The sequence below is a fragment of the Filifactor villosus genome, assembly GCF_042652965.1.
Classification (GTDB): domain Bacteria; phylum Bacillota; class Clostridia; order Peptostreptococcales; family Filifactoraceae; genus Filifactor; species Filifactor villosus.
Window position 1 is genome coordinate 1 of record NZ_JBHSHL010000005.1, and the last position, 18,803, is coordinate 18,803.

21 protein-coding genes and 1 pseudogene are annotated in these 18,803 nt (G+C 40.5%); 4 read left to right on the forward strand and 18 right to left on the reverse strand.

Annotation, left to right across the window (positions count from 1 at the left end):
- Window positions 1–485: 485 nt before the first annotated feature.
- Window positions 486–1,490 (forward strand): relaxase/mobilization nuclease domain-containing protein, encoded by a 1,005-nt coding sequence (locus ACFO4R_RS01565; RefSeq protein WP_379787218.1) that lies wholly within the window; start codon window positions 486–488, stop codon window positions 1,488–1,490.
- A gap of 98 nt (window positions 1,491–1,588) precedes the next feature.
- Complete coding sequence (locus tag ACFO4R_RS01570; RefSeq protein WP_379787219.1) at window positions 1,589–2,056, forward strand: hypothetical protein; 468 nt, start codon at window positions 1,589–1,591, stop codon at window positions 2,054–2,056.
- 47 nt (window positions 2,057–2,103) lie between these two features.
- Here ACFO4R_RS01570 and ACFO4R_RS01575 read toward each other — a convergent pair whose 3' ends face one another.
- The 18 genes and pseudogenes from ACFO4R_RS01575 to ACFO4R_RS01660 form a co-directional block, all read right to left on the reverse strand.
- A complete protein-coding gene (locus tag ACFO4R_RS01575; RefSeq protein WP_379787220.1) occupies window positions 2,104–2,745 on the reverse strand; it encodes a PBECR4 domain-containing protein in 642 nt (213 codons plus the stop codon).
- Between the two features lie 357 nt (window positions 2,746–3,102).
- Complete coding sequence (locus ACFO4R_RS01580) at window positions 3,103–3,744, reverse strand: PBECR4 domain-containing protein (protein WP_379787221.1); 642 nt, start codon at window positions 3,742–3,744, stop codon at window positions 3,103–3,105.
- A 648-nt stretch (window positions 3,745–4,392) separates the two neighbouring features.
- On the reverse strand, window positions 4,393–4,665 hold the full coding sequence (locus ACFO4R_RS01585) for a type II toxin-antitoxin system RelE family toxin (RefSeq protein WP_379787222.1): 273 nt from the start codon (window positions 4,663–4,665) through the stop codon (window positions 4,393–4,395).
- Window positions 4,652–4,879, reverse strand: coding sequence for a type II toxin-antitoxin system RelB family antitoxin (relB, locus tag ACFO4R_RS01590; protein WP_379787223.1), 228 nt, complete (start codon window positions 4,877–4,879; stop codon window positions 4,652–4,654). The genes ACFO4R_RS01585 and relB (ACFO4R_RS01590) overlap by 14 nt, the downstream gene beginning before the upstream one ends.
- 34 nt (window positions 4,880–4,913) lie before the next feature.
- Window positions 4,914–5,582 (reverse strand): recombinase family protein, encoded by a 669-nt coding sequence (locus ACFO4R_RS01595; protein ID WP_379787224.1) that lies wholly within the window; start codon window positions 5,580–5,582, stop codon window positions 4,914–4,916.
- A gap of 299 nt (window positions 5,583–5,881) precedes the next feature.
- Window positions 5,882–6,334, reverse strand: a complete 453-nt coding sequence (locus ACFO4R_RS01600; RefSeq protein ID WP_379787225.1) for a hypothetical protein — start codon at window positions 6,332–6,334, stop codon at window positions 5,882–5,884.
- Window positions 6,315–6,653, reverse strand: a complete 339-nt coding sequence (locus ACFO4R_RS01605; protein WP_379787226.1) for a hypothetical protein — start codon at window positions 6,651–6,653, stop codon at window positions 6,315–6,317. Before ACFO4R_RS01605 ends, ACFO4R_RS01600 begins: the two co-directional genes overlap by 20 nt.
- A 129-nt stretch (window positions 6,654–6,782) precedes the next feature.
- Window positions 6,783–7,682, reverse strand: a complete 900-nt coding sequence (locus tag ACFO4R_RS01610) for a HipA domain-containing protein (protein ID WP_379787228.1) — start codon at window positions 7,680–7,682, stop codon at window positions 6,783–6,785.
- Window positions 7,683–7,691: 9 nt separating this feature from the next.
- On the reverse strand, window positions 7,692–7,895 hold the full coding sequence (locus ACFO4R_RS01615) for a hypothetical protein (RefSeq protein WP_379787229.1): 204 nt from the start codon (window positions 7,893–7,895) through the stop codon (window positions 7,692–7,694).
- Window positions 7,896–8,192: 297 nt separating this feature from the next.
- Window positions 8,193–8,925: pseudogene (locus ACFO4R_RS01620) on the reverse strand (IS5 family transposase).
- Between the two features lie 485 nt (window positions 8,926–9,410).
- A complete protein-coding gene (locus ACFO4R_RS01625; RefSeq protein ID WP_379787230.1) occupies window positions 9,411–9,626 on the reverse strand; it encodes a type II toxin-antitoxin system RelE family toxin in 216 nt (71 codons plus the stop codon).
- On the reverse strand, window positions 9,610–9,927 hold the full coding sequence (gene relB / locus ACFO4R_RS01630; RefSeq protein WP_379787232.1) for a type II toxin-antitoxin system RelB family antitoxin: 318 nt from the start codon (window positions 9,925–9,927) through the stop codon (window positions 9,610–9,612). Before relB (ACFO4R_RS01630) ends, ACFO4R_RS01625 begins: the two co-directional genes overlap by 17 nt.
- 10 nt (window positions 9,928–9,937) lie before the next feature.
- Window positions 9,938–10,144, reverse strand: a complete 207-nt coding sequence (locus tag ACFO4R_RS01635; protein WP_379787233.1) for a hypothetical protein — start codon at window positions 10,142–10,144, stop codon at window positions 9,938–9,940.
- Window positions 10,145–10,716: 572 nt separating this feature from the next.
- Entirely contained in the window at window positions 10,717–11,502 is a 786-nt protein-coding gene (yycI, locus tag ACFO4R_RS01640; RefSeq protein ID WP_379787234.1) for a two-component system regulatory protein YycI, read from the reverse strand.
- Window positions 11,483–12,829 carry a hypothetical protein gene (locus tag ACFO4R_RS01645; RefSeq protein WP_379787235.1) on the reverse strand — a complete coding sequence of 449 codons (1,347 nt, stop codon included), beginning with the start codon at window positions 12,827–12,829 and terminating at the stop codon, window positions 11,483–11,485. The genes yycI and ACFO4R_RS01645 overlap by 20 nt, the downstream gene beginning before the upstream one ends.
- 81 nt (window positions 12,830–12,910) lie before the next feature.
- Window positions 12,911–13,396: a hypothetical protein gene (locus ACFO4R_RS01650; protein WP_379787236.1), complete on the reverse strand. Its 486-nt coding sequence runs from the start codon at window positions 13,394–13,396 to the stop codon at window positions 12,911–12,913.
- A 119-nt stretch (window positions 13,397–13,515) separates the two neighbouring features.
- A complete protein-coding gene (locus ACFO4R_RS01655) occupies window positions 13,516–15,312 on the reverse strand; it encodes an ATP-binding protein (RefSeq protein ID WP_379787237.1) in 1,797 nt (598 codons plus the stop codon).
- Between the two features lie 3 nt (window positions 15,313–15,315).
- Entirely contained in the window at window positions 15,316–16,008 is a 693-nt protein-coding gene (locus tag ACFO4R_RS01660) for a response regulator (protein ID WP_379787238.1), read from the reverse strand.
- Between the two features lie 722 nt (window positions 16,009–16,730).
- Here ACFO4R_RS01660 and ACFO4R_RS01665 point away from each other — a divergent pair.
- The gene (locus ACFO4R_RS01665) at window positions 16,731–17,570 is read left to right on the forward strand and encodes a ParA family protein (protein WP_379787239.1); all 840 of its coding nucleotides are present in this window, start codon (window positions 16,731–16,733) and stop codon (window positions 17,568–17,570) included.
- Window positions 17,551–18,549, forward strand: coding sequence for a ParB/RepB/Spo0J family partition protein (locus ACFO4R_RS01670; RefSeq protein ID WP_379787240.1), 999 nt, complete (start codon window positions 17,551–17,553; stop codon window positions 18,547–18,549). Before ACFO4R_RS01665 ends, ACFO4R_RS01670 begins: the two co-directional genes overlap by 20 nt.
- Window positions 18,550–18,803: the final 254 nt, after the last annotated feature.

An 18,803-nucleotide genomic window follows, 5' to 3' on the forward strand; every position in this document is an offset into this window, starting at 1 on the left:
GAGCAGTTCATTTGGCATCGATCGTTTTATGGTTAAGATGCCTTGTTTAATTTGTGTAGACACGCTCTAGATCGATTCAGGAATATTTGACGTATGCTACTCAACTTTTTGATCAGTATCAAGAAAAATATCCCCTGGAGAATTACGCACGAAATACATCTCCGGGAAAGATCAATATCAAAATTCGAATCGATCCTTATGACTTCCACCGGATCGAGGAGATCTGTATTAAAGAAAAAATTACGTTATCGCAGTTTATTATTTCCTGCATCAACAAGAAGAAAACTTCTTATAAAATGCTTTCTTTTTTTGAAGAAACGTTCACACAAATTCTTATCCAGTTGCAATTCTTTTTAAGAAGAATCAATTTGTTTGATCAGGAAGAAGAGACCCTCCGGGAGTATATGAAGTTGAAAAATAAATTGCAACTGGAAGTGCAACGATATAAAAAATATGTACTGTAAAAGAGGATCAGGAGGGAGAATATGGCAGTTGTTATTTTGACTCCCAACAAAAAGCCGATGACAAAAAGTAAGTCGTTCGGCATCGGATATATTACAAGAGAAGATAAGGCCTATAAGAGTTTGTTTTTAAATTGCACGAAAGAAAATTACGCTCAAGAGTTCCAGGATCTTTTTGCACTTCGTGAAGTGCAAAGAAAAGATTCAAGGACGTTTTATCACATCAAACAATCTTTTGACGATTCGGATCATGTCGATTATGAAACGGCTTTTTCCATCGCCAAAGAGCTTGCGAAAAAATATTATGAGGAAGGATACCAGGTCGTATGTGCTACACACAAGGATACGGATCATGTGCATAATCATATTATTTTTTCGGCAGTTAATTCCAATACGCTTAAATCTTTTCCGGATACCAAAGAAAATTTAAAAGAGCTTCTGGATCTTCACGATTCGATCATGAAGCGTTATGATTTTAAAACGCAGGAAGACTTGGCCAAGGAAAAACTCCTCTCAAGAAAGGAAGGTATGGAGGAGAATAAATTAAAGGACAGAGGAGTTTTTACAAATAAGGAGCTGATCACGTATGCGATCGATGCCGTGATTGCAGACAAGGAAAAGGTAAAGAATATCTATGATTTTGTAAAGGAGATCAACAAACGTTATAAGATTCACTGCTACTTCCGGGGAAGTTTTATCAATTTCCAGCTTGGAGCAAAAAAATATCGAGGAAAGACACTTGGAGAATCGTATTCCTTGGCTGCCATTAAACGGCGGTGCAGTGGGTCTTATACGAAAAAAGAAGAGATGGAAGATAAGATCAAAACCTTCCTGAAGGAAGCATCCACCAAGGAAGACTTTCTTCAAAAACTCCGGGAGGAAGGGATCGGATTCAAGGAAACTTCTTCCGGATATTACAGGGTCAATCTCAAGTTTTTAGATGATGTTCTAAAAGAAAATGCCCTGAAAAACGATTTCTTTTCGTCGTTAAAAGAATCTTTGACTACGCATCCTTTGAAGAGGGTTTGAAGCGTAGAGGCCGAATTTTCGAAGAAAAATAGGGATCGATTCTTTTAGACGGGATCGACTTTACCGAAAAGGAGATCATAAACGAATTTGGGACAAATTTGTTCTCAAAAGATTACATCGAGGAGAGAATCAAAGAAAATTACGATCATGAATATAAGACAACCACTTCTTTGAAATATCAGTTCAAAGAAGTGTATTTGAATACGCTGAAGGAGAGTCATTCTCTCCAGGAGTTTCAAACAAAACTCCTGGAGAACGATCAGTTTGATTTTAAGTTCGCAGAAGATGCGATTCTTTTCAAAAAAGAGGGGAAGGGCTGGACAAATTCGAAGGAGTATAATTATTATAATTCGAATTTTTATAGTCTTTCTTCCGCAAAGGAATGGATCGAGAAAAGAAATGATTTCGAAAGAAAACAGATGCTTCAGGAGTTTTTCTTCGCATTAAGTCAGTTCTTTCGCCAGGATGACCGCAAACAACAACACCGAAAGGTCAATACGCAAAGTGCAAGCTACTTCAAATATCTTAGGATCCACAGAGAGATGGAGGAGAAGTTCAGACTTTAAAAAAGAACCCGTGAGGTTCTACGGGTTCTTTTACATAGGAGGAGGTTCTACAATTTCATTTGATTTTTTTGAGACTGCACAAAGGGGATCAAGACATCGATCTTCTCTTCGATCTCATCAGGAAGCTTGATGTTATAAAAATCCAGCTTTTTTGCCAAGTACGTGATAGTTTGATATTGCTTTTCCGCCATCGACTTGCTTAAAGTCGCAAGGATTCGTTTAGGAGATTCGCTCGACAAGTTTCTACAGTCTTCCTTCAAGGCTGTGTTAGGAATATAGTAATCATTTACCTTCACAAATCCCATTATAGCAACAGTATTGCCAACTATTTTTTCGGATTGTAATAGAAATCCACTGTTGTTAAAGTCTCCAATCATCTTTGCAGTAGATGCAATATCCATTAGTTGAGGAAGAACGGATAATTTTTTCTCTGTAGTACCATCTTCGTAAATAGAAATATGGTTTTCATTTAATTTTCTATCCAAACAAAGTTCATAGAATTGAGTACTTTTTATAGATGTTTTACTGGCTCCTGTCAAGTGCATAAAGTTATAAGGAAAAAAAGCAGCCTCTATAAATTTCGGATTTCTTGCTTCTCCAAACAAAAAAAGAAGGTTTTTATTGTTCAATTGATTCTCATATTTTTTTGTACATTCATAGATTATTTTAATAGCTTTTTTCTTGTTCATTATATTCCTCCAAGAAGATAGAAATTTAAAGAGGGAGCCTAGACCACCGCAGTGAATCGTACCCCCTCTTAGTGATTGATTTATTATGTTGTCCGCCAACCTGCCGGCTCATTCGTCCGACTGTGCTTTCAAGTTTTTATGTTGCTTGCCAACCTGCCGGCTCATTCGTCCGGCTATGCTTTCGGATTTTAGGTGTCAATCCACCAATAAAAGCAACGGCTTTTATTAATTATAAGCATAGCATATAAAATCGGCATTGTCAATGATATACACCTCTTTGAGGAAATGGAAGAAAAGTTCAGACTTTAAAAAAGAACCCGTGAGGCTCTACGGGTTCTTTTACATAGTGAGGAAATTCTACAATTTCATTTGATTTTTTTGAGACTGCACAAAGGGGATCAAGACATCGATCTTCTCTTCGATCTCATCAGGAAGTTTGATGTTATAAAAATCCAGCTTTTTTGCCAAGTACGTGATAGTTTGATATCGTTCCTCTGTCATTGACTTGCTTAAAATCGCAAGGATTCGTTTGGGAGATTCGCTCGATAAATTTCTACAGTCTTCCTTCAAGGCTGTGTTTGGAATATAGTAACCCTTGTCTTCTACAAATCCGAGGGTAGCTACAGTATTTCCTATCAACTTGTCGGTATGTAGTACCAGTCCACTTTTATTAAACTCTCCGATCATCCTTGCATTAAACGGAATGTCCATCAGTTGAGGAAGGATGGATAGCTTCATAGGTGTAGCTCCATTTTCATAAAGAGAAATGTTCTCTTCATTTAATTTTTTATCTAAACATAGTTTATAGAATCGATTACTGTCTACGGAAACTGAACCAGATCCGGTTAAATGCATAAAGTTACGAGACAAGAAGGCTGTTTCTATATATTGGGGTCTCTTTGTTTCCCCAAACAAAAAAAGAAAGTTCTTGTTGTTTAATTGTCTGTCGTATTTTTCAGCACATTCGGTAATGATTTTAATTGCTTGTCTTTTATCCATTAAACCCTCCAGATATACAATTTAAAGAGGGAGCCTAGACCACCGCAGTGAATCGTACCCCCTCTTAGTGATTGATTTTTCTGTTGTCCGCCAACCGTCCGGCACATTCGTCCGGCAAGGCTTCAAGTTTTTCTGTTGCTTGCCAACCGTCCGGCACATTCGTCCGGCAAGAATTTCGGATTTTAGGTGTCAATCCACCAATAAAAGCAACGGCTTTTATTAATTATAAGTATAGCATATAAAATCGGTGTTGTCAATGATATACACCTCTTTGAGGAAATGGAAGAAAAGTTCAGACTTTAAAAAAAGAATCCGTGAGGCTCTACGGGTTCTTTTACATAGTGAGGAAATTCTACAATTTCATTATATTCCTCCAAGAAGATAGAAATTTAAAGAGGGAGCCTAGACCACCGCAGTGAATCGTACTCCCTCTTAGTGATTGATTTTTCTGTTGTCCGCCAACTTTCGGCACATTCGTCCGAGAACGCTCCAGAGTTTTTCTGTTGCCTGGCAACTTCCGGCACATTCGTCCGGGAACAATTTCGGATTTTAGGTGTCAATCCACCAATAAAAGCAACGGCTTTTATTATTTAAAGCGTAGCATATAAAACCGGTATTGTCAATTTGAGATAAACGATACAGTATTAGCTATTTGCGATAGACTTCTTTTCGATGTCCGACAGTCAAAGCAAGGATAATAAGTGTATCATCATTTATCATACATATAAGGCGGTAGTCTCCTATTCGGTATCTCCATTGACCACTTCTGTTGGATGTCAATCCTTTTCCATGTATACGAGGATCGGATGTATCTACAAGATTCTTATCGATCCATCCTCGTAGGATCTTCTGTGTGTACTTGTCCAGTCGCTTAAATTCTTTCTTAAAACGTTCAGACAGTTCAACCTTATACATTTTCATCCAACTCTCTCCAGAAATCGGCTACAGCAGTAGATTTGTATCCGCTGTCCACATAGTCTTTATAAGCTTCTTCTGCCAGGACAAGGTCATATTCGTCCTCTATACGATCAAATAAAGCCTTCTTAAAAGCCTCTCCTAAGGAAATTGCGTGGACTTTTGCATAACTCTCTGCAAGAGCTTTTTCTTCGCTTGTTAATCGGATGGAAAATGCCATAAGCTCATCTCCTTTCTTAATATAGTACATTGTACTATATTTGGTTCGATCTGTCAATATCTTCGCGGTGGGTTTTAAAACTCCTCTCTAAATTTTGCTCTTCTTCATATTGCCTGATTTTTTCATAAAGCGAAGTTCTGCTTTTATAGCCTGCTAATTGACAAAACTCCGTTGCTTTGATTTCCTTGTTTTTCCATCTTCCATAAAGTTTCCCGAAGTTCGAAGGAAGTTCCTTCTTCTTTCCGCCTTGGTACTTTCCTTTCCTCTTTGCTATTGCGATCCCTTCCGCCTGTCGTTTTTTGATTTTAGCAAGCTCGGTCTCGGCTTGAGTCGATAGCACTTCGATCAAGATATTATTTACCATCTCCATAATCGATTTTTGGAGTTCTCCAAACTCCGAAAAATCCATCATCGTAGTTGGAATATCAAGAATACGAACAAGGATTCCTGCTTGTTTCAATTTCTCCAGCTCCTCCTTGACCTCTTTCTTATTTCGGCCAAGGCGATCGAGCTCGTGAATGTAAAGCTCGTCTCCTTCTCGAAGCTTGTACTTCAACAAAATATAATTCTTTTTCTCCTCCACAGTGCCGGAGATTTTATCCAGGAAGATGTTCCTTCGATCAACCTCATGCTTGAGTAGTTCGTTGATCTGTCTTTCTTCGTTTTGTTCTTCCGTACTTACTCTAATATATCCGAATTTCATCTCATTTCCTTTCTAAAAGTGTTCACTGTTCATATATTTTTTGTGTTCATTTCAAGTATACCCTGTTACGAACAATAAAAAAACCTTTTTTCAGGCTTTTTTATGCTTTTTTATGCAAAAAAAGTGTTCATTTTTAGAAACGACCCTGAATGAACACTTTTAAGCCTAGTTTTCAAACCCACAAAAGGGCGATAGCTCCAAAAGCTACCGTTGTCCAAGTTATAAGCAACAATGGCATCGGCATATCTTGTATCATAAAACTCCTGCTTTTTATTGATCAACCCCGAATTTGTCATTGTTTATGCTTGAGTGTTTCTTTGAATCAATGTGATTAGAGTAAGAAGAAGGTTTTTCATATCATTTCTTCTTTGAGTGAACGATGCTACACCTATAAAAAAAACAAAACTTGATAAGGCAACAAGCATTTCCCCGGATTTTGAATCCAAAAACAAAGCGTTTAGTACCAAAAACAAAAACGGTAGAATAACATTGACAACAGAGAAATTGTAATTATAGTCATAATAGCTATTCATCTCATCTTCAATTTCTTTTATGAGGAACCTTGCTTGTTTTTCAAGAAATAAAGTCTCTGTTTCAAACATAGAAGGACAATGATTTTTAAAAAATTCCATTTTTTCCCGGTAAGTTCTCCTTCCTCCGAAAAATTTCTTTATCTCCTTTTTTTCTTGGATCAACTGATCTAAAAGACCCCGGATCTCGTTTTGAATACGTTCATAGGTTTCTTGATTCATCCTCAGCCTCCTCCATTTGCTTTTTAATCTCTCTCATTTTTTCTCTCACGAAAATTTTTTTATTCTCAAAGAAAAAATAAAAGATTCCGTGTTCTTCCTTGATTTCAAATCCCATCTTTTTTAGAATCTGACAGTTATTTTCTACACTCTTTAAATTCCAATTAAAGAGCTTTTCGTTTCTATGAAGGAGCCAGGTTTTACCGAATTTCTTCGAGGACAAAACCGTTCCCCTTAGGCATCTGCATCGTACTGTAGATGGCTTGACATTATGGATCCTACAGTAATCCTCTATGCTCATAAAATGATTGATGTTCCACATGATCTTTCCTCCTATCGTTTTAATGGGATCCTCATTCCTTCGAGATATTTCCTACAAGTGTTTTTTTCTAAAAATATATTTTGTTCTAACATCAAATCATAACGATCGTCCATCTCTCGTCTCCTTTTCCTATAATTTAAAATGTGTTTGCCGAAACGAGAACAGCTCCGGTTGGATCTCCATCGCCTTATCTAAAATGCGTTCTTTTCGATATCGGAGCATCGTTTTTAAAAACTCTCGATGTAGTTCTGTCGTATAGGGGGTCGAGTCGATGATATGATCGATCTTCTTCATATCAATCTTTTTTGTGATGTTGTGTAACGACTTCAAACATTCCGGGTTCGTTGTGTTGCATAGAAAATGAAAGTAGTTGATCTTTACATGTTCAGAGCGAATGGCAGATGTCGGGAATTTGTAAAGGCGATCGGTAATCTTGTCTTGATCTGTTAAAATCAACCTCATATCCTCATCTGAACTTTGAGGGTAGAGACAAGAGCCACAATCATATACGGGAGCCAATCGTACATCTTGCGTGTCTTCGTTGACTAAAAATCCCCAGTTCCCGTTATGTCGATCAAAGTTGCCAAGAAGTGTATCGACAATAAACATGTCCCAGAATCTTCGTTGCAGCACCTTTTTATCCATGATGTGTTGAGATTCGATGGTCTCTAAAATATCCTCCAGCTCTGTTCCGTATCCGTTTTGTTCGCTATCGATGATTGTGTTTTTCAAAAAGGCGAAATCTTTTAACCGATACCCATCGACTTCAAAATCCTTGCATGCGACCACCACTTTATCCTGATACGTCCCAAGCATCGTGTCTTGAGCTTCAATTCCCAGGGACTTGTAAATCTTACAACTGATGTCTTCGCTGATACAGCTATTTGCATAACTCATCAACGGGTTTAATTTTGCATACGGAGGAAACTTTAACATATAGGTTTCTCCGTTAAAAGAAATCCCTATCTTATTCCCATTTACTCCTCCATACATTTTCAAACGGTTTATCGGACAAGTTGAAAAATCCATAACATCCTCCTATTTTAGACCTAAATATTTTCTTCGCAAATAATCGGCCACTTCTTTTGTAATCTCGTAGCTGTATTGGGCCGAATTGATCGAACCGTATACCTTGCACCACAGTTCATTTGCATCCAAACGATTATTATTTTCCAAGGCTTTCTTTAACTCTTCAATATCCTTTTGAAGATAAGTCGGAAGGGTCCTTTCATCCAAATACATCTTTCCCATCCTTTCCGTGGGGGCAACTTGCCCCCCATCTTTTTATAATTTTTCCATCTTTGAGCCAATCGCTTCTTATCTTCCATAATATAACGATATCGCTGGAATTGCAATGCGAAAATAAGAAAAAACATTGAAATTTCAACAAAAAATCCCCTCATTTTTATTTTCTGGAAGTAATCATATTACTTAATAAAAAAAGTGCTTCAGCACTTTTTCTCCTGTCATACTATTCTCCAATAGAAATATGGATATATTTATTCTGCGATCACGAAAATCCGTTTTATCTTTTATCGGCTACACAACATTTATATCCATAACCCAAAGGAAGAATAGTATGAACCGTAAAACGATCGATGCCAAATGAATTGCTCCAACAAAGCAGGAAACGCACTTTGCATAACGGGTAGCGATCCCTCGAAACTGTTTTAACTTCAAAAAGGTGTTCTCAACAAGGTGGGATACTCATAAAGAGCCTTATCGTACTCCCGTTTCTTCTTTCGATTTCTCTTCGGAGGAATGACCGCTTGAGCCTCCTGTTGATGTAGGTACTCCATAAGGGCATTTGTATCATAAGCACGGTCCGCCATCAGATGTTCCACAGGGATTCCTTCGATCAATTCGATTGCCATTTTGCAATCTGCTCTTGTACCCTCTGTGACAAGAGTTCGCAGTGGCATACCATGCGCATCCACCGCAAGGTGAATCTTGGTATTGAGCCCCCTTTTGTCCTCCCGATTGCTTCGTTTCCTCCCCTTGCTCCGCAAGCATGAGGGTGAACGTTGCAATGGGAGGCATCGATCATCAGCCACTCATAGTCGGGTTCCGTTATGAGTTCTGCAAGGATATATTCCCAAATATGGTTGTCACACCATCGTTTATATCTGCGATGGACCGCATTGAACTTTCCGTATTGAGGAGGGAGATCTCTCCAAGGAGAGCCGGTTCTTACGATCCATAGGCAGGCGTTGATAAACACCCTGTTGTCATTGGCGTTTGATCCACCTCGTTTAGCTTCTTTTTTATCCATCGAATCCTCCAAAGAAGATAAAAATTTAAAGAGGGAGCCTAGACCACCGCAGTGAATCGTACCCCCTCTTAGTGATTGATTTTTCTGTTGTCCGCCAACCGGCCGGCTCATTCGTCCGGCTGTGCTTTCAAGTTTTTCTGTTGCTTGCCAACTGGCCGGCTCATTCGTCCGGCTGTGCTTTCGGATTTTAGGTGTCAATCCACCAACAAAAGCAACGGCTTTTATTGCTTATAAGTATAGCATATTAAGGGGTGTTGTCAATCATATACATATCTTTGACATAATTACAGGATCAACGATACAGTATTAGCTATTTGCGATAGATTTCTTTTCGATGTCCGACAGTCAAAGCAAGGATAATAAGTGTATCATCCTTTATCATACATATAATACTATTTTTCAATAGAAGTATAGATATATCTGTTTTTCAAACCACGAAAAGTCGGTTTATCTTCTATGGGTCACAGATTATTTATATCCATAACTCAAAAGAATAATAGTATAAGGCGGTAGTCTCCTATTCGGTATCTCCATTGACCGCTTCTGTTGGATGTCAATCCTTTTCCATGTATACGAGGATCGGATGTATCTACAAGATTCTTATCGATCCATCCTCGTAGGATCTTCTGTGTGTACTTGTCCAGTCGCTTAAATTCTTTCTTAAAACGTTCAGACAGTTCAACCTTATACATTTTTTTCATCCAACTCTCTCCAGAAATCGGCTACAGCGGTAGATTTGTATCCGCTGTCCACATAGTCTTTATAAGCTTCTTCTGCCAGGACAAGGTCATATTCGTCCTCTATACGGTCAAATAAAGCCTTCTTAAAGGCCTCTCCTAAGGAAATCGCGTGGACTTTTGCATAACTCATCAACGGATTTAATTTTGCATACAGGGGAAACTTTAACATATAGGTTTCTCCGTTAAAAGAAATCCCTATCTTATTTCCATTTACTCCTCCAGACAATTTCAAACGGTTTATCGGACAAGTTGAAAAATCCATAACATCCTTCCTACTCAAGACCCAAGTATTTCTTTCTCAGATAATCGGCCACTTCTTTTGTGATCTCATACCCGTGTTGTGCCGAGTTGATCGAACCGTACACCTCGCACCAAAGTTCATTTGCATCCAAACGATTGTTATTCTTCAACGCCTTTTGATATTCTTCAATATCCCTTTGAAGGTAGGTCGGAAGGGTTCTTTCATCTAAATACATCATTATCTCTCCTTTCTATGGGGCAAGTTGCCTCCGGTGTATTGACATATTGATAGTTATCTTTATTTCTTATCTTGGTTATGAACCAAAAGAGTTTATATCACAGTCGAAATTACTATGAATTTCAACGTGCCGTTGCACCGGCCGTTTAAAAAATGTCCATACTTTTTTTCGATTCGATGATACGACGATAGCAACCAACACAAACAGATAACAGTATAGCTCAGGCAAGCACAAAGCTGAATTTTGATCTCGCTGTTGTCTTATATAGTACAAAAATCTCGTAAAATGAACAATTTCAACAGTTTTATTTTTTGTATGAAAGCGATTGCGCTCTGCTTGTTAGGGGAAACATTGCACAAAGTCCAACTCCTGATCTTCCTTTGAGTTGATAAAATACGAAAATTTGTCATAACAATACTTTCATTCTTTTCATAAAATCTTACGCTGATCTTCCGAATTATGCAACCTTTCCTCGTATAATAAAAGTAAAGTATAACAACATACGTTCTTATCGGATTTCAGGTTCTGTCTGAAACTGTAAAATAAAATTAAAGAACCTTCCCGTCTCTGCCTTATTGATGGATGGCGGACACATAGAAAAACTGGTGATCCGATGTTTGGATCCTCCAACTGGGGAAGGCTCTTGCACGCTCCGTAAGCAGGAGGTCGGAGTCGTTTTCGGGACGGTAGTAGTAGACAAGCTCCACCTGGATGATATGAGAGCCCGGCGCCATCTGAGAGACCACCTGAGAGACAGCCTTGATAGGTGAAGACACCGAGTGTTCTTCGACCGAGGATTTTCGAGGCTGAATATTGATCTTGGTAATATTTAATGCATGGAAGGTATCGTCAAACTGAAAGGTCAAAAAGGCCTCTTCCAGGGGTCTACCCTTATAGAGGGGAGTATAGTAATAAAATTCTCCGTGTTCATCCCTTGAATTGTATTTTAAGGTCATATCCTCATCGGGAAAATACCGTTTAATAAATTTTTCGGTGTATTCAAGATGGTCGGTATCTTCGGTCATTATCATGGCCAGAGGAATAGCCATGGTAAGCTTCTTTCCCTTTTGGACACGGATGTAAGGCCTGAAATCATAGAAGAGATGCGGATAAAGTGTCTCACTGATGTTGAGATAGTTGACTTCGATGGGAGAAATCATATCCTTTTCTTCTACCAAGGTCGTATCCAGCGAAATTTCATGTTGTTTGAGGTAGTTGTGAAAATGCCTGATCATCTCCTCGGAGTAGGTATTGCGAGGTTTGTTTGCCTGAATCTCCATATAGATGCTGTATCCCAAGAGAATATTTACAAGCAGAAGGGCGAGGATCAGGTAGGTCTTAGCTCGGTTCCAGTTCATTTGCGATCACCTCCCCTGTGTAAATATCAATGTAATAATTGCGTCTGTCTATGGTTATCTTATAGCAGGGCAACAGGTCCTTGTTTTCGTTCATAAAATAGGAAACCGTGAAGTCGGCGATCGAGTTGAAGTATGAAGTTGCATCCAGAGAAGGGTTTTTCTTCTTGGAATAGATATAAAGACTTTCCAAGGCATTGAGACCCGGAATGGTCTGAGAGTCGTACTTCAGGTCCAGACCGGAAAAATTGCGTGCCTGGCCGCGGAATTTGTAGACGTCTTCACCGACCAAAGTAACTTCGATGTTGCAGGAGTTGCCTGAGGAGTCGATCTCAAGACCGTTGAACATCCGTTTGAAAATAAATTTCGTGGCATCATTTCCGTGCACTTTGACATACCTGTGTCCGTAAAGGCGTAGAGAAGGGATGTCATAGTTGAGCATCTTGAGAAAATCTACTGCCACATGAAACTGCTCTTTCAGGTCGTATTTTGCCACCTTGAAGTTTTCGTTGGTATATTCCATCATACCGTTCGGAGTTGTCTTAAAGACTTTTTTTCCATAGTTGTAAGAGTAGATATAACGTCCGTCTGTCTCGGTGATCTCACTGAGGAAGTCGAATTGCTGCCCGAACAATCGACGTGCAATTTCCTCGCGGCTGTCGTGACCCAAGGAGCTCTTGGTATTGTAGACGGGGAAGTGGCCGATCTCATCCTGGTTTACAAAGGCGGGGCTGCTGCTTTCAAAGAGGTAGTTTAAGCTGTAATATCCGACGTAGGGAGAACTCTGAATGTTTTCCAGAAGCTGATTGATCTCCCGTTTTTGAATCGAAAACTCGATCAAGCCTTCATCGCCTTCAAAGAAAAGAGGTTTGTTTTGGATGGAGGAGAGGTAGATCCTGGAGACCGTTCTCAGACCTCTCAGCCGCTCCGTATCGTTGAAGATACTCCCCGAGAGAAGTTTGGCATCGACGGAGGGCCGGAAGAGGATCTCTATCCCACGTTCATTTTTGGAAGAAGAAAGCGTTTCTCCCGGATGGAAACTTCCTTTTTCCGAAGAAGAGATGTTTTCACGGATAAGACTGCGAAGTTTGCCGTACGACTCCGCCTTGGTGTCGAACATTTTGGTAATTTTGTTTCCGCCCAGATAACAGATGATGTAGTTGGGTTCCACGGTGTTTTCCCAAGCGTAGTCCAGAGTAATGCTGCGATAAGAGGTGGAACTCTCCATCAGATGAGGGAGATAGTAAAACTTTGTCAACAGCAGAGCAAAGGAGAGGGCGAACAAAAACATCGTGATGAGAGATTTTACAGGTTCTATCGAAAGTTTCATAATATTCACCGATAAGTAGTTTATAATAAAAATATCATGATAAATCTACCATGATATTTTGTTCATACATATATTAGTATATTACGGTTTTCTGATATTTTCCAATGATTTTTTAATATCGGAAATATCGGAATACACCATCTTGCGTGCATCGACGATCCACTCGTTCTTCCTCTGTATCTTCACCAACACAAAAAGCTCTTTGGTAGAGGAACCGAAGGAATTTTTTATAGCGACTTCTTTTGAGAATACGCCTAAAGGACCTAGGGTTACTTCTATAGGTTGCTTATCAAAAACATAATCGTCTTTTACTTTATAATAAAGTTCGATAATGACTTTTTCTTTTTCGCGACCTTTGCCGGAGATAACTATGGTATTGGAAGTTGTGGAAACGTTTAATTCTTCAGGTTTCTTTATAATAGGGCTGTTTTCGGTATCGATATTCTCCAAAATCTGCACAACTTCTTTTTGTGAAAGTGTTTCATTACTTGAAGGATTCGCATAAGAAACGGAAACGGATACAAGCATTAGAGAGAGCAGAAAAACACTGACAAATTTTTTCACCAAATGACACCTCCTTCTTCATAAAATGTCGGTACATTTCCATACAAAACAAGTATGGTTACACCTAAACTCATTATATCCTTCTTATATTACAAAATGATTACATCGCAATTAAATGTAGCTTACATTTCGGACTTATGCACAGGTAAGCTGATCGTGAAACAGGTACCCTGATCCAACTTTGAGACTACCTCGATCGTTCCCTTGTGAGCCTCGATGATGTTCTTGGCTATGGACAGGCCTAACCCTGTTCCTCCCTGCTCTCTGGAGCGTCCCTTATCAACACGGTAGAAGCGTTCAAAGATGTGTGCGAGGTCTTTTTCGGGAATTCCCATCCCCGTATCTTCGATCGAAATATAGACCATGTTATCCACAAGCTTCAGAGAGATATCCACAGTTCCCGATTCCGGAGTATACTTGATCGCATTGGAGAGGATATTGATGATGACCTGTTCCAATTTGGATCGATCCGCCCAGATCAAAAACAAGTTTTCCGGAGCTTCGAGGCGGATGAGCTGGTGCTTTTCTTCATAGAAGAGTTTCATCTTCTCAATGGCATCAGTCAAAAGAGAGTGAATGTCTGTGTATTCGAAGTTCCAAGTCATTTTATTAAAGTCGATGTGAGACAACTGCAGGAGATCGCGGATCAAAGAGGTCATACGATCGGCTTCCTTGACCATGACATTGAGAAAGCTCTTTGCAAGTTCCGGCTCTTCCAAGGCGCCGCTCAACAAGGTCTCGGAATAGCTCTTTATCGTGGTGATTGGAGTTTTGAGCTCATGGGACACGTTGGCGACGAATTCCTTTCGCATATTGTCCAGGTGTTCTCTCTCCGTAATATCCTGAAATAAGATGACATAACCCTTTAGAATTTTTTTGTCATCGCTGAAAAAGGCGGAAGAGAGTTTCAGTGCCTTGTTATTCACCGTGATGACGGGGAGTTTGTTTGTACTTCCCGGGGTGTCCGACATAATCTCTTCGGGAGTCAACTCGTTGTTCTCCAAGGGAAAGATTTCCTGAACGTATTCCTTGTTTCCGACAGGCAGATTCAAAAGAACCTCTGCCGAGGAGTTGTAGTGGATGATTTTTCCGACTTCGTCGACGGCGATCAGGGCATCGTCCATATGTTCGATGATCGCATTGAGTTTATTCTGCTCGGAGGAGATCTCAATCAGGGTCTCGTTGAGCCGTTCCGTCAGGAAGTTGAAGGCGGAAGCAAGCTGACCGATCTCGTCATGAGATTGGATCTGCACTCTTTGGGAGAAATCTCCCTGGGACATCTTCAAGGCCTTGTTTCTCAAATCGTTGATGGGAACCGTGATCGAAATCGCGATTGCATATCCCAGGACGATGGTGACCGCCAACGCGATGAAGGTGGCGTTGAGGAAGATCCCCTTTGCATGGCTGAGGGATTCATCGACCGCCTCCAGAGAAGCCCTGGAGTAGATGATATAGCCTGTATTTTTTTCGCTTCCGTCATCGTAGGTAAAGGCCATATGTTGATACCTTGTTTTGTAAGGACCTTCTTCGACGATGATTTTGTCGATGACGTTGTTTTCACTCGTTTCGAGCATCATCTCAACGCTGAACACATCCATACCCGGTTTGTCGAAAAGGTTGGTATTGGTCGAGGCGACGATGGTACCCGTCGACAGGTCGATGACCGAGATCTCATAGCCTTCGGGAAGGGTTGTCGTATCTAAGATTCTTTGGATGTCGAACCGTTGTTCGGTCACATTGACATGGGAGTCGATGCTTTGGTTGATCAGGTTGTTGGAGACATCCGAAAGTGTCCTCTTGACCGTAGAGAGGTTGTAGCTCTCCAACTGCTGTGTGATAAAGAGACCGACAATCGCCATGGCGACAAACACCAGGATAAAATAAAGGGAGATCAGCTTCCAACGAATACTTTTAAACAAGGATTATTCCCCCTTAAAGAAGTAACCGACGCCCCTCTTGGTCATGATGTAGGAGGGGTTGGACGAGTCATCCTCCACCTTTTCTCTCAATCTTCGCACCGTGACATCCACGGTGCGGATATCCCCATAGTATTCGTATCCCCATACTTGCTTGAGGAGCTGTTCTCGCGAAAAAACCTGATCCTGTTGCATTGCAAGAAACTTGAGCAGTTCATACTCCCGAACCGTCAACTCCAAAGGAACTTCGTTTTTGGTGACTTCGTACTTTACGATGTCGATCATAAGACTCTTGCAACGGATGATGTCTTTTTCGGTCGAATTTTGGCTGGGCATACTGGTCCTTCTTAAGTTCGCTTTTACCCTTGCAATCAATTCACGAAGGCTGAAGGGCTTTGTGATATAGTCATCCGCACCCAATTCAAGGCCCAGGATCTTGTCGACCTCTTCTTCCTTCGCCGTTACCATAATGATGGGAACGGCGGATTTTTCGCGGATCTTTCTGCAAACCTCAAAACCGTCCATGGAAGGCAACATAATGTCGAGAAGGATCAGATCAATGTTTTCGTCCAGACCCTTTTGATAACCGTCGGGACCGTCAAAGGCCGTTACAATATCGTAACCCTCTCTTTCCAAATTGAATTTTACAATGTCGGAGATAGGTTTTTCATCTTCTACGATCAAAATAGTATGTTTCATAGAACATCCTCCTTTTTTGTCTTCGGTCGAAAGATCGAATGAAGTATCTTTTTGCATATCGCAGATCAAAGCGGTATGTATGAAAGGAACAGATGCGATAGAGATTTTCTTTTGAAATTTTCCATCACAGAAAGACAACTTATCTAAGAACTGCACCGCTCTTTGCTGCTAATACATCCATTATACTATGTATTGCACTAAAATGATATCATATAAGGAGAATTTTGTTGATTGGGAAGAGAAACGATATCGGAGGAGACATATCTCATACTTGAAAGATGCGGTATAAAATCGATGTTTCTCCGATCAAAATATTTTCAAAAGTATGGGTTTGCGCGAGCTGTATATCGCAGATACATCTCTTGGATAAAAATACCATCTTCCAAAACCTAAGGACATACCGTATAATTCAAAAAAAACGGCATAAAACCGATGTTATATATGGAGGATAAACGTCTTGAAAATGTTGATGTGACAAACCTTTATCTTTCGTAAACCCAAAGGAAAATCAGGAGTTTGGATTTGGGCGGTGTTTCCCATTGCTGAAACAGATAATAGGATGAAAAGGTAGAAAGAGCCGGTTTGCGTTTATATCGTAATTTTTGTAGTTGTGCAGGCACAAGTGTACGGAGAAGTTTGGACGAGGTAGTTGAAAAATCGTGGAATTATCAAATCACTTATGATATGATAGGGGAAAGTAAACAATAAGGAGGGGAGCGACTTTGAGCAAAAGATATCATCCAGAGAGGACCCTTGTAATCGCAATCGCAAATTCCAAGGGTGGCTCCGGTAAGAGTACGACCGCATCCATGTTGGCGATCGCTCTTGGAGAGCAGGGGTATAAGGCACTGGCTATCGACTGTGACTCACAGATGGATCTTACCAACACCTTGGGGTTCACTGTAGATGAGTCCCTGACGGAATTCGGTCTTCAACTGATCGATTTTAACAAGACAATCTACCAGGCGATTCGACAGAAGCAGGATTTGAGTCATTTTATCACTCCAACGAGGTATGAAAATCTCGACCTTGTCTCCGGAGATGATTATATCAGCAAGATTGAATACGACCTCCATCATGAGTTTCAAAGAGAGTTCCTGCTAAAGAGGATCATCACCCCTCTTTTGGAGAGCAGGAAGTATGATTTTGTCATCTTCGACACATCGACCTATCTCGGAGACTTGGCGGCAAATATTCTCAATGTCTCGGACTATGTGATCATTCCCGTGCCGATGGCAATGTTCGGAATAAGAGGAATCAGAACCTTCCTCGACTTCTATCACCAGTTTTTATCCATGAATGAAAGGCTTGAGATCCTAGGTATCCTGACAACCTTATATAAGCCGAACAACAAGATCATGAATCAGAGAGGGCAGACCTTGATCGAGAATATCTTCGGAAGAGAGATCCTGTTTGAGACGAAAATCAATCTGGATACTTCAGTGGAAAAGGCGCAGTGGAACAGCATAGCGGTGCTGGAATACTCCCCGAACAGCAGGGCGGCGATGCAGTACAAGGAGTTTGCCAAGGAGGTGATCGAGCGTGTCTCAAAGAAAGGTTAAGAACATCGACATAGGCTCCATGACAAGCTTTAAGAACGCTGCGACAAGGGACTATTCCCTGTCACAACAAAAATCAGAACTCCGTGAGATCCCACAGGAGCAGATCGTCAAGATAGAGATCGACAAACTTGAAGCGGCACCTTCGGATTGGAACTTTTATCCTCCTTTGGAAGGAGACGAGTTTGAAAGATTGGTGCGGTCCATCCTGGTCCACGGACTGCTTCATCCCATCGTCGTGGAGCATATCGAGGGAAGAAACAGGATCTTGTCGGGGCATAATCGGGTAAGAGCCTATCGTTATATCCGTGAAGAACTGCAAAAATTGGAACGGGAAGAAGGCAGCAGTCTGGGTGAACTCGAACTCTCGGATGTAAAGAGCGAAGACTTCAGAGAGATCTTCGCCATTGTTAAGGAGAACCTCTCGGACTCGGATGCCAGGGAGATCATCATCGATGCGAACTATGCCCAACGTCAACTCGGCCCGAAGCTTTTGACAAAAAGCATTATAGAGAAGTACAAGATCATCAGAGAAAAAAGAAGAGGAGGATTTGAGGGCTACAAGAACAGAAAGACAAGAGAGATTGTTGCCGAGAGCTTTGAGATGAGCGGAAGGCACATCGACCGCTACCGAAAACTGGAAAGCCTCCGTCCGGAATTGTTGGAGCTCTTCTATAACGGAAAGATCTCTTTGGAGACCGGAGCGAAACTCGCCGTGATGAAACCCGAGATCCAAGAAGAGATTGAAAAAAATTATTTGGACCTTCTCTTGAAATACCCGACGCAGTCGATGAGCTATTTTAAACCGGGGATGACAAAGAGAGACCTTGTCAAGATGAAGGCGGAGATCACACAGGAGAAGCAGAGTTGCAAGGTAAGTTTTTTCCACGAGGGAGTCATGCAGCACGTAGTCTTTCATAAGGAGGAAGAAATTAAAGAATTGATCGACCTTGTACTGAAACTTCAGAAGAGAGAAAAGTAAAAAGGTGGACATCATGTCCACTTTTTCGATAAGAAGTGATTGCAGAAAAAACTCCACAATCCTTCGATCGAAATCCGGAAATATTCGTTTGACTTACCATAAAACAATTAGTTGGAGGTATATAAAAGCACAAATCATCGGGATAATGACGAGATAGAGCATAGCGTAGAAAAAAATATATACCTTGACGGTTAATACTATTACTTGTTTGAAAGGTCAGGTGGATGGAATATACCATTTTCGAAAAACAATTC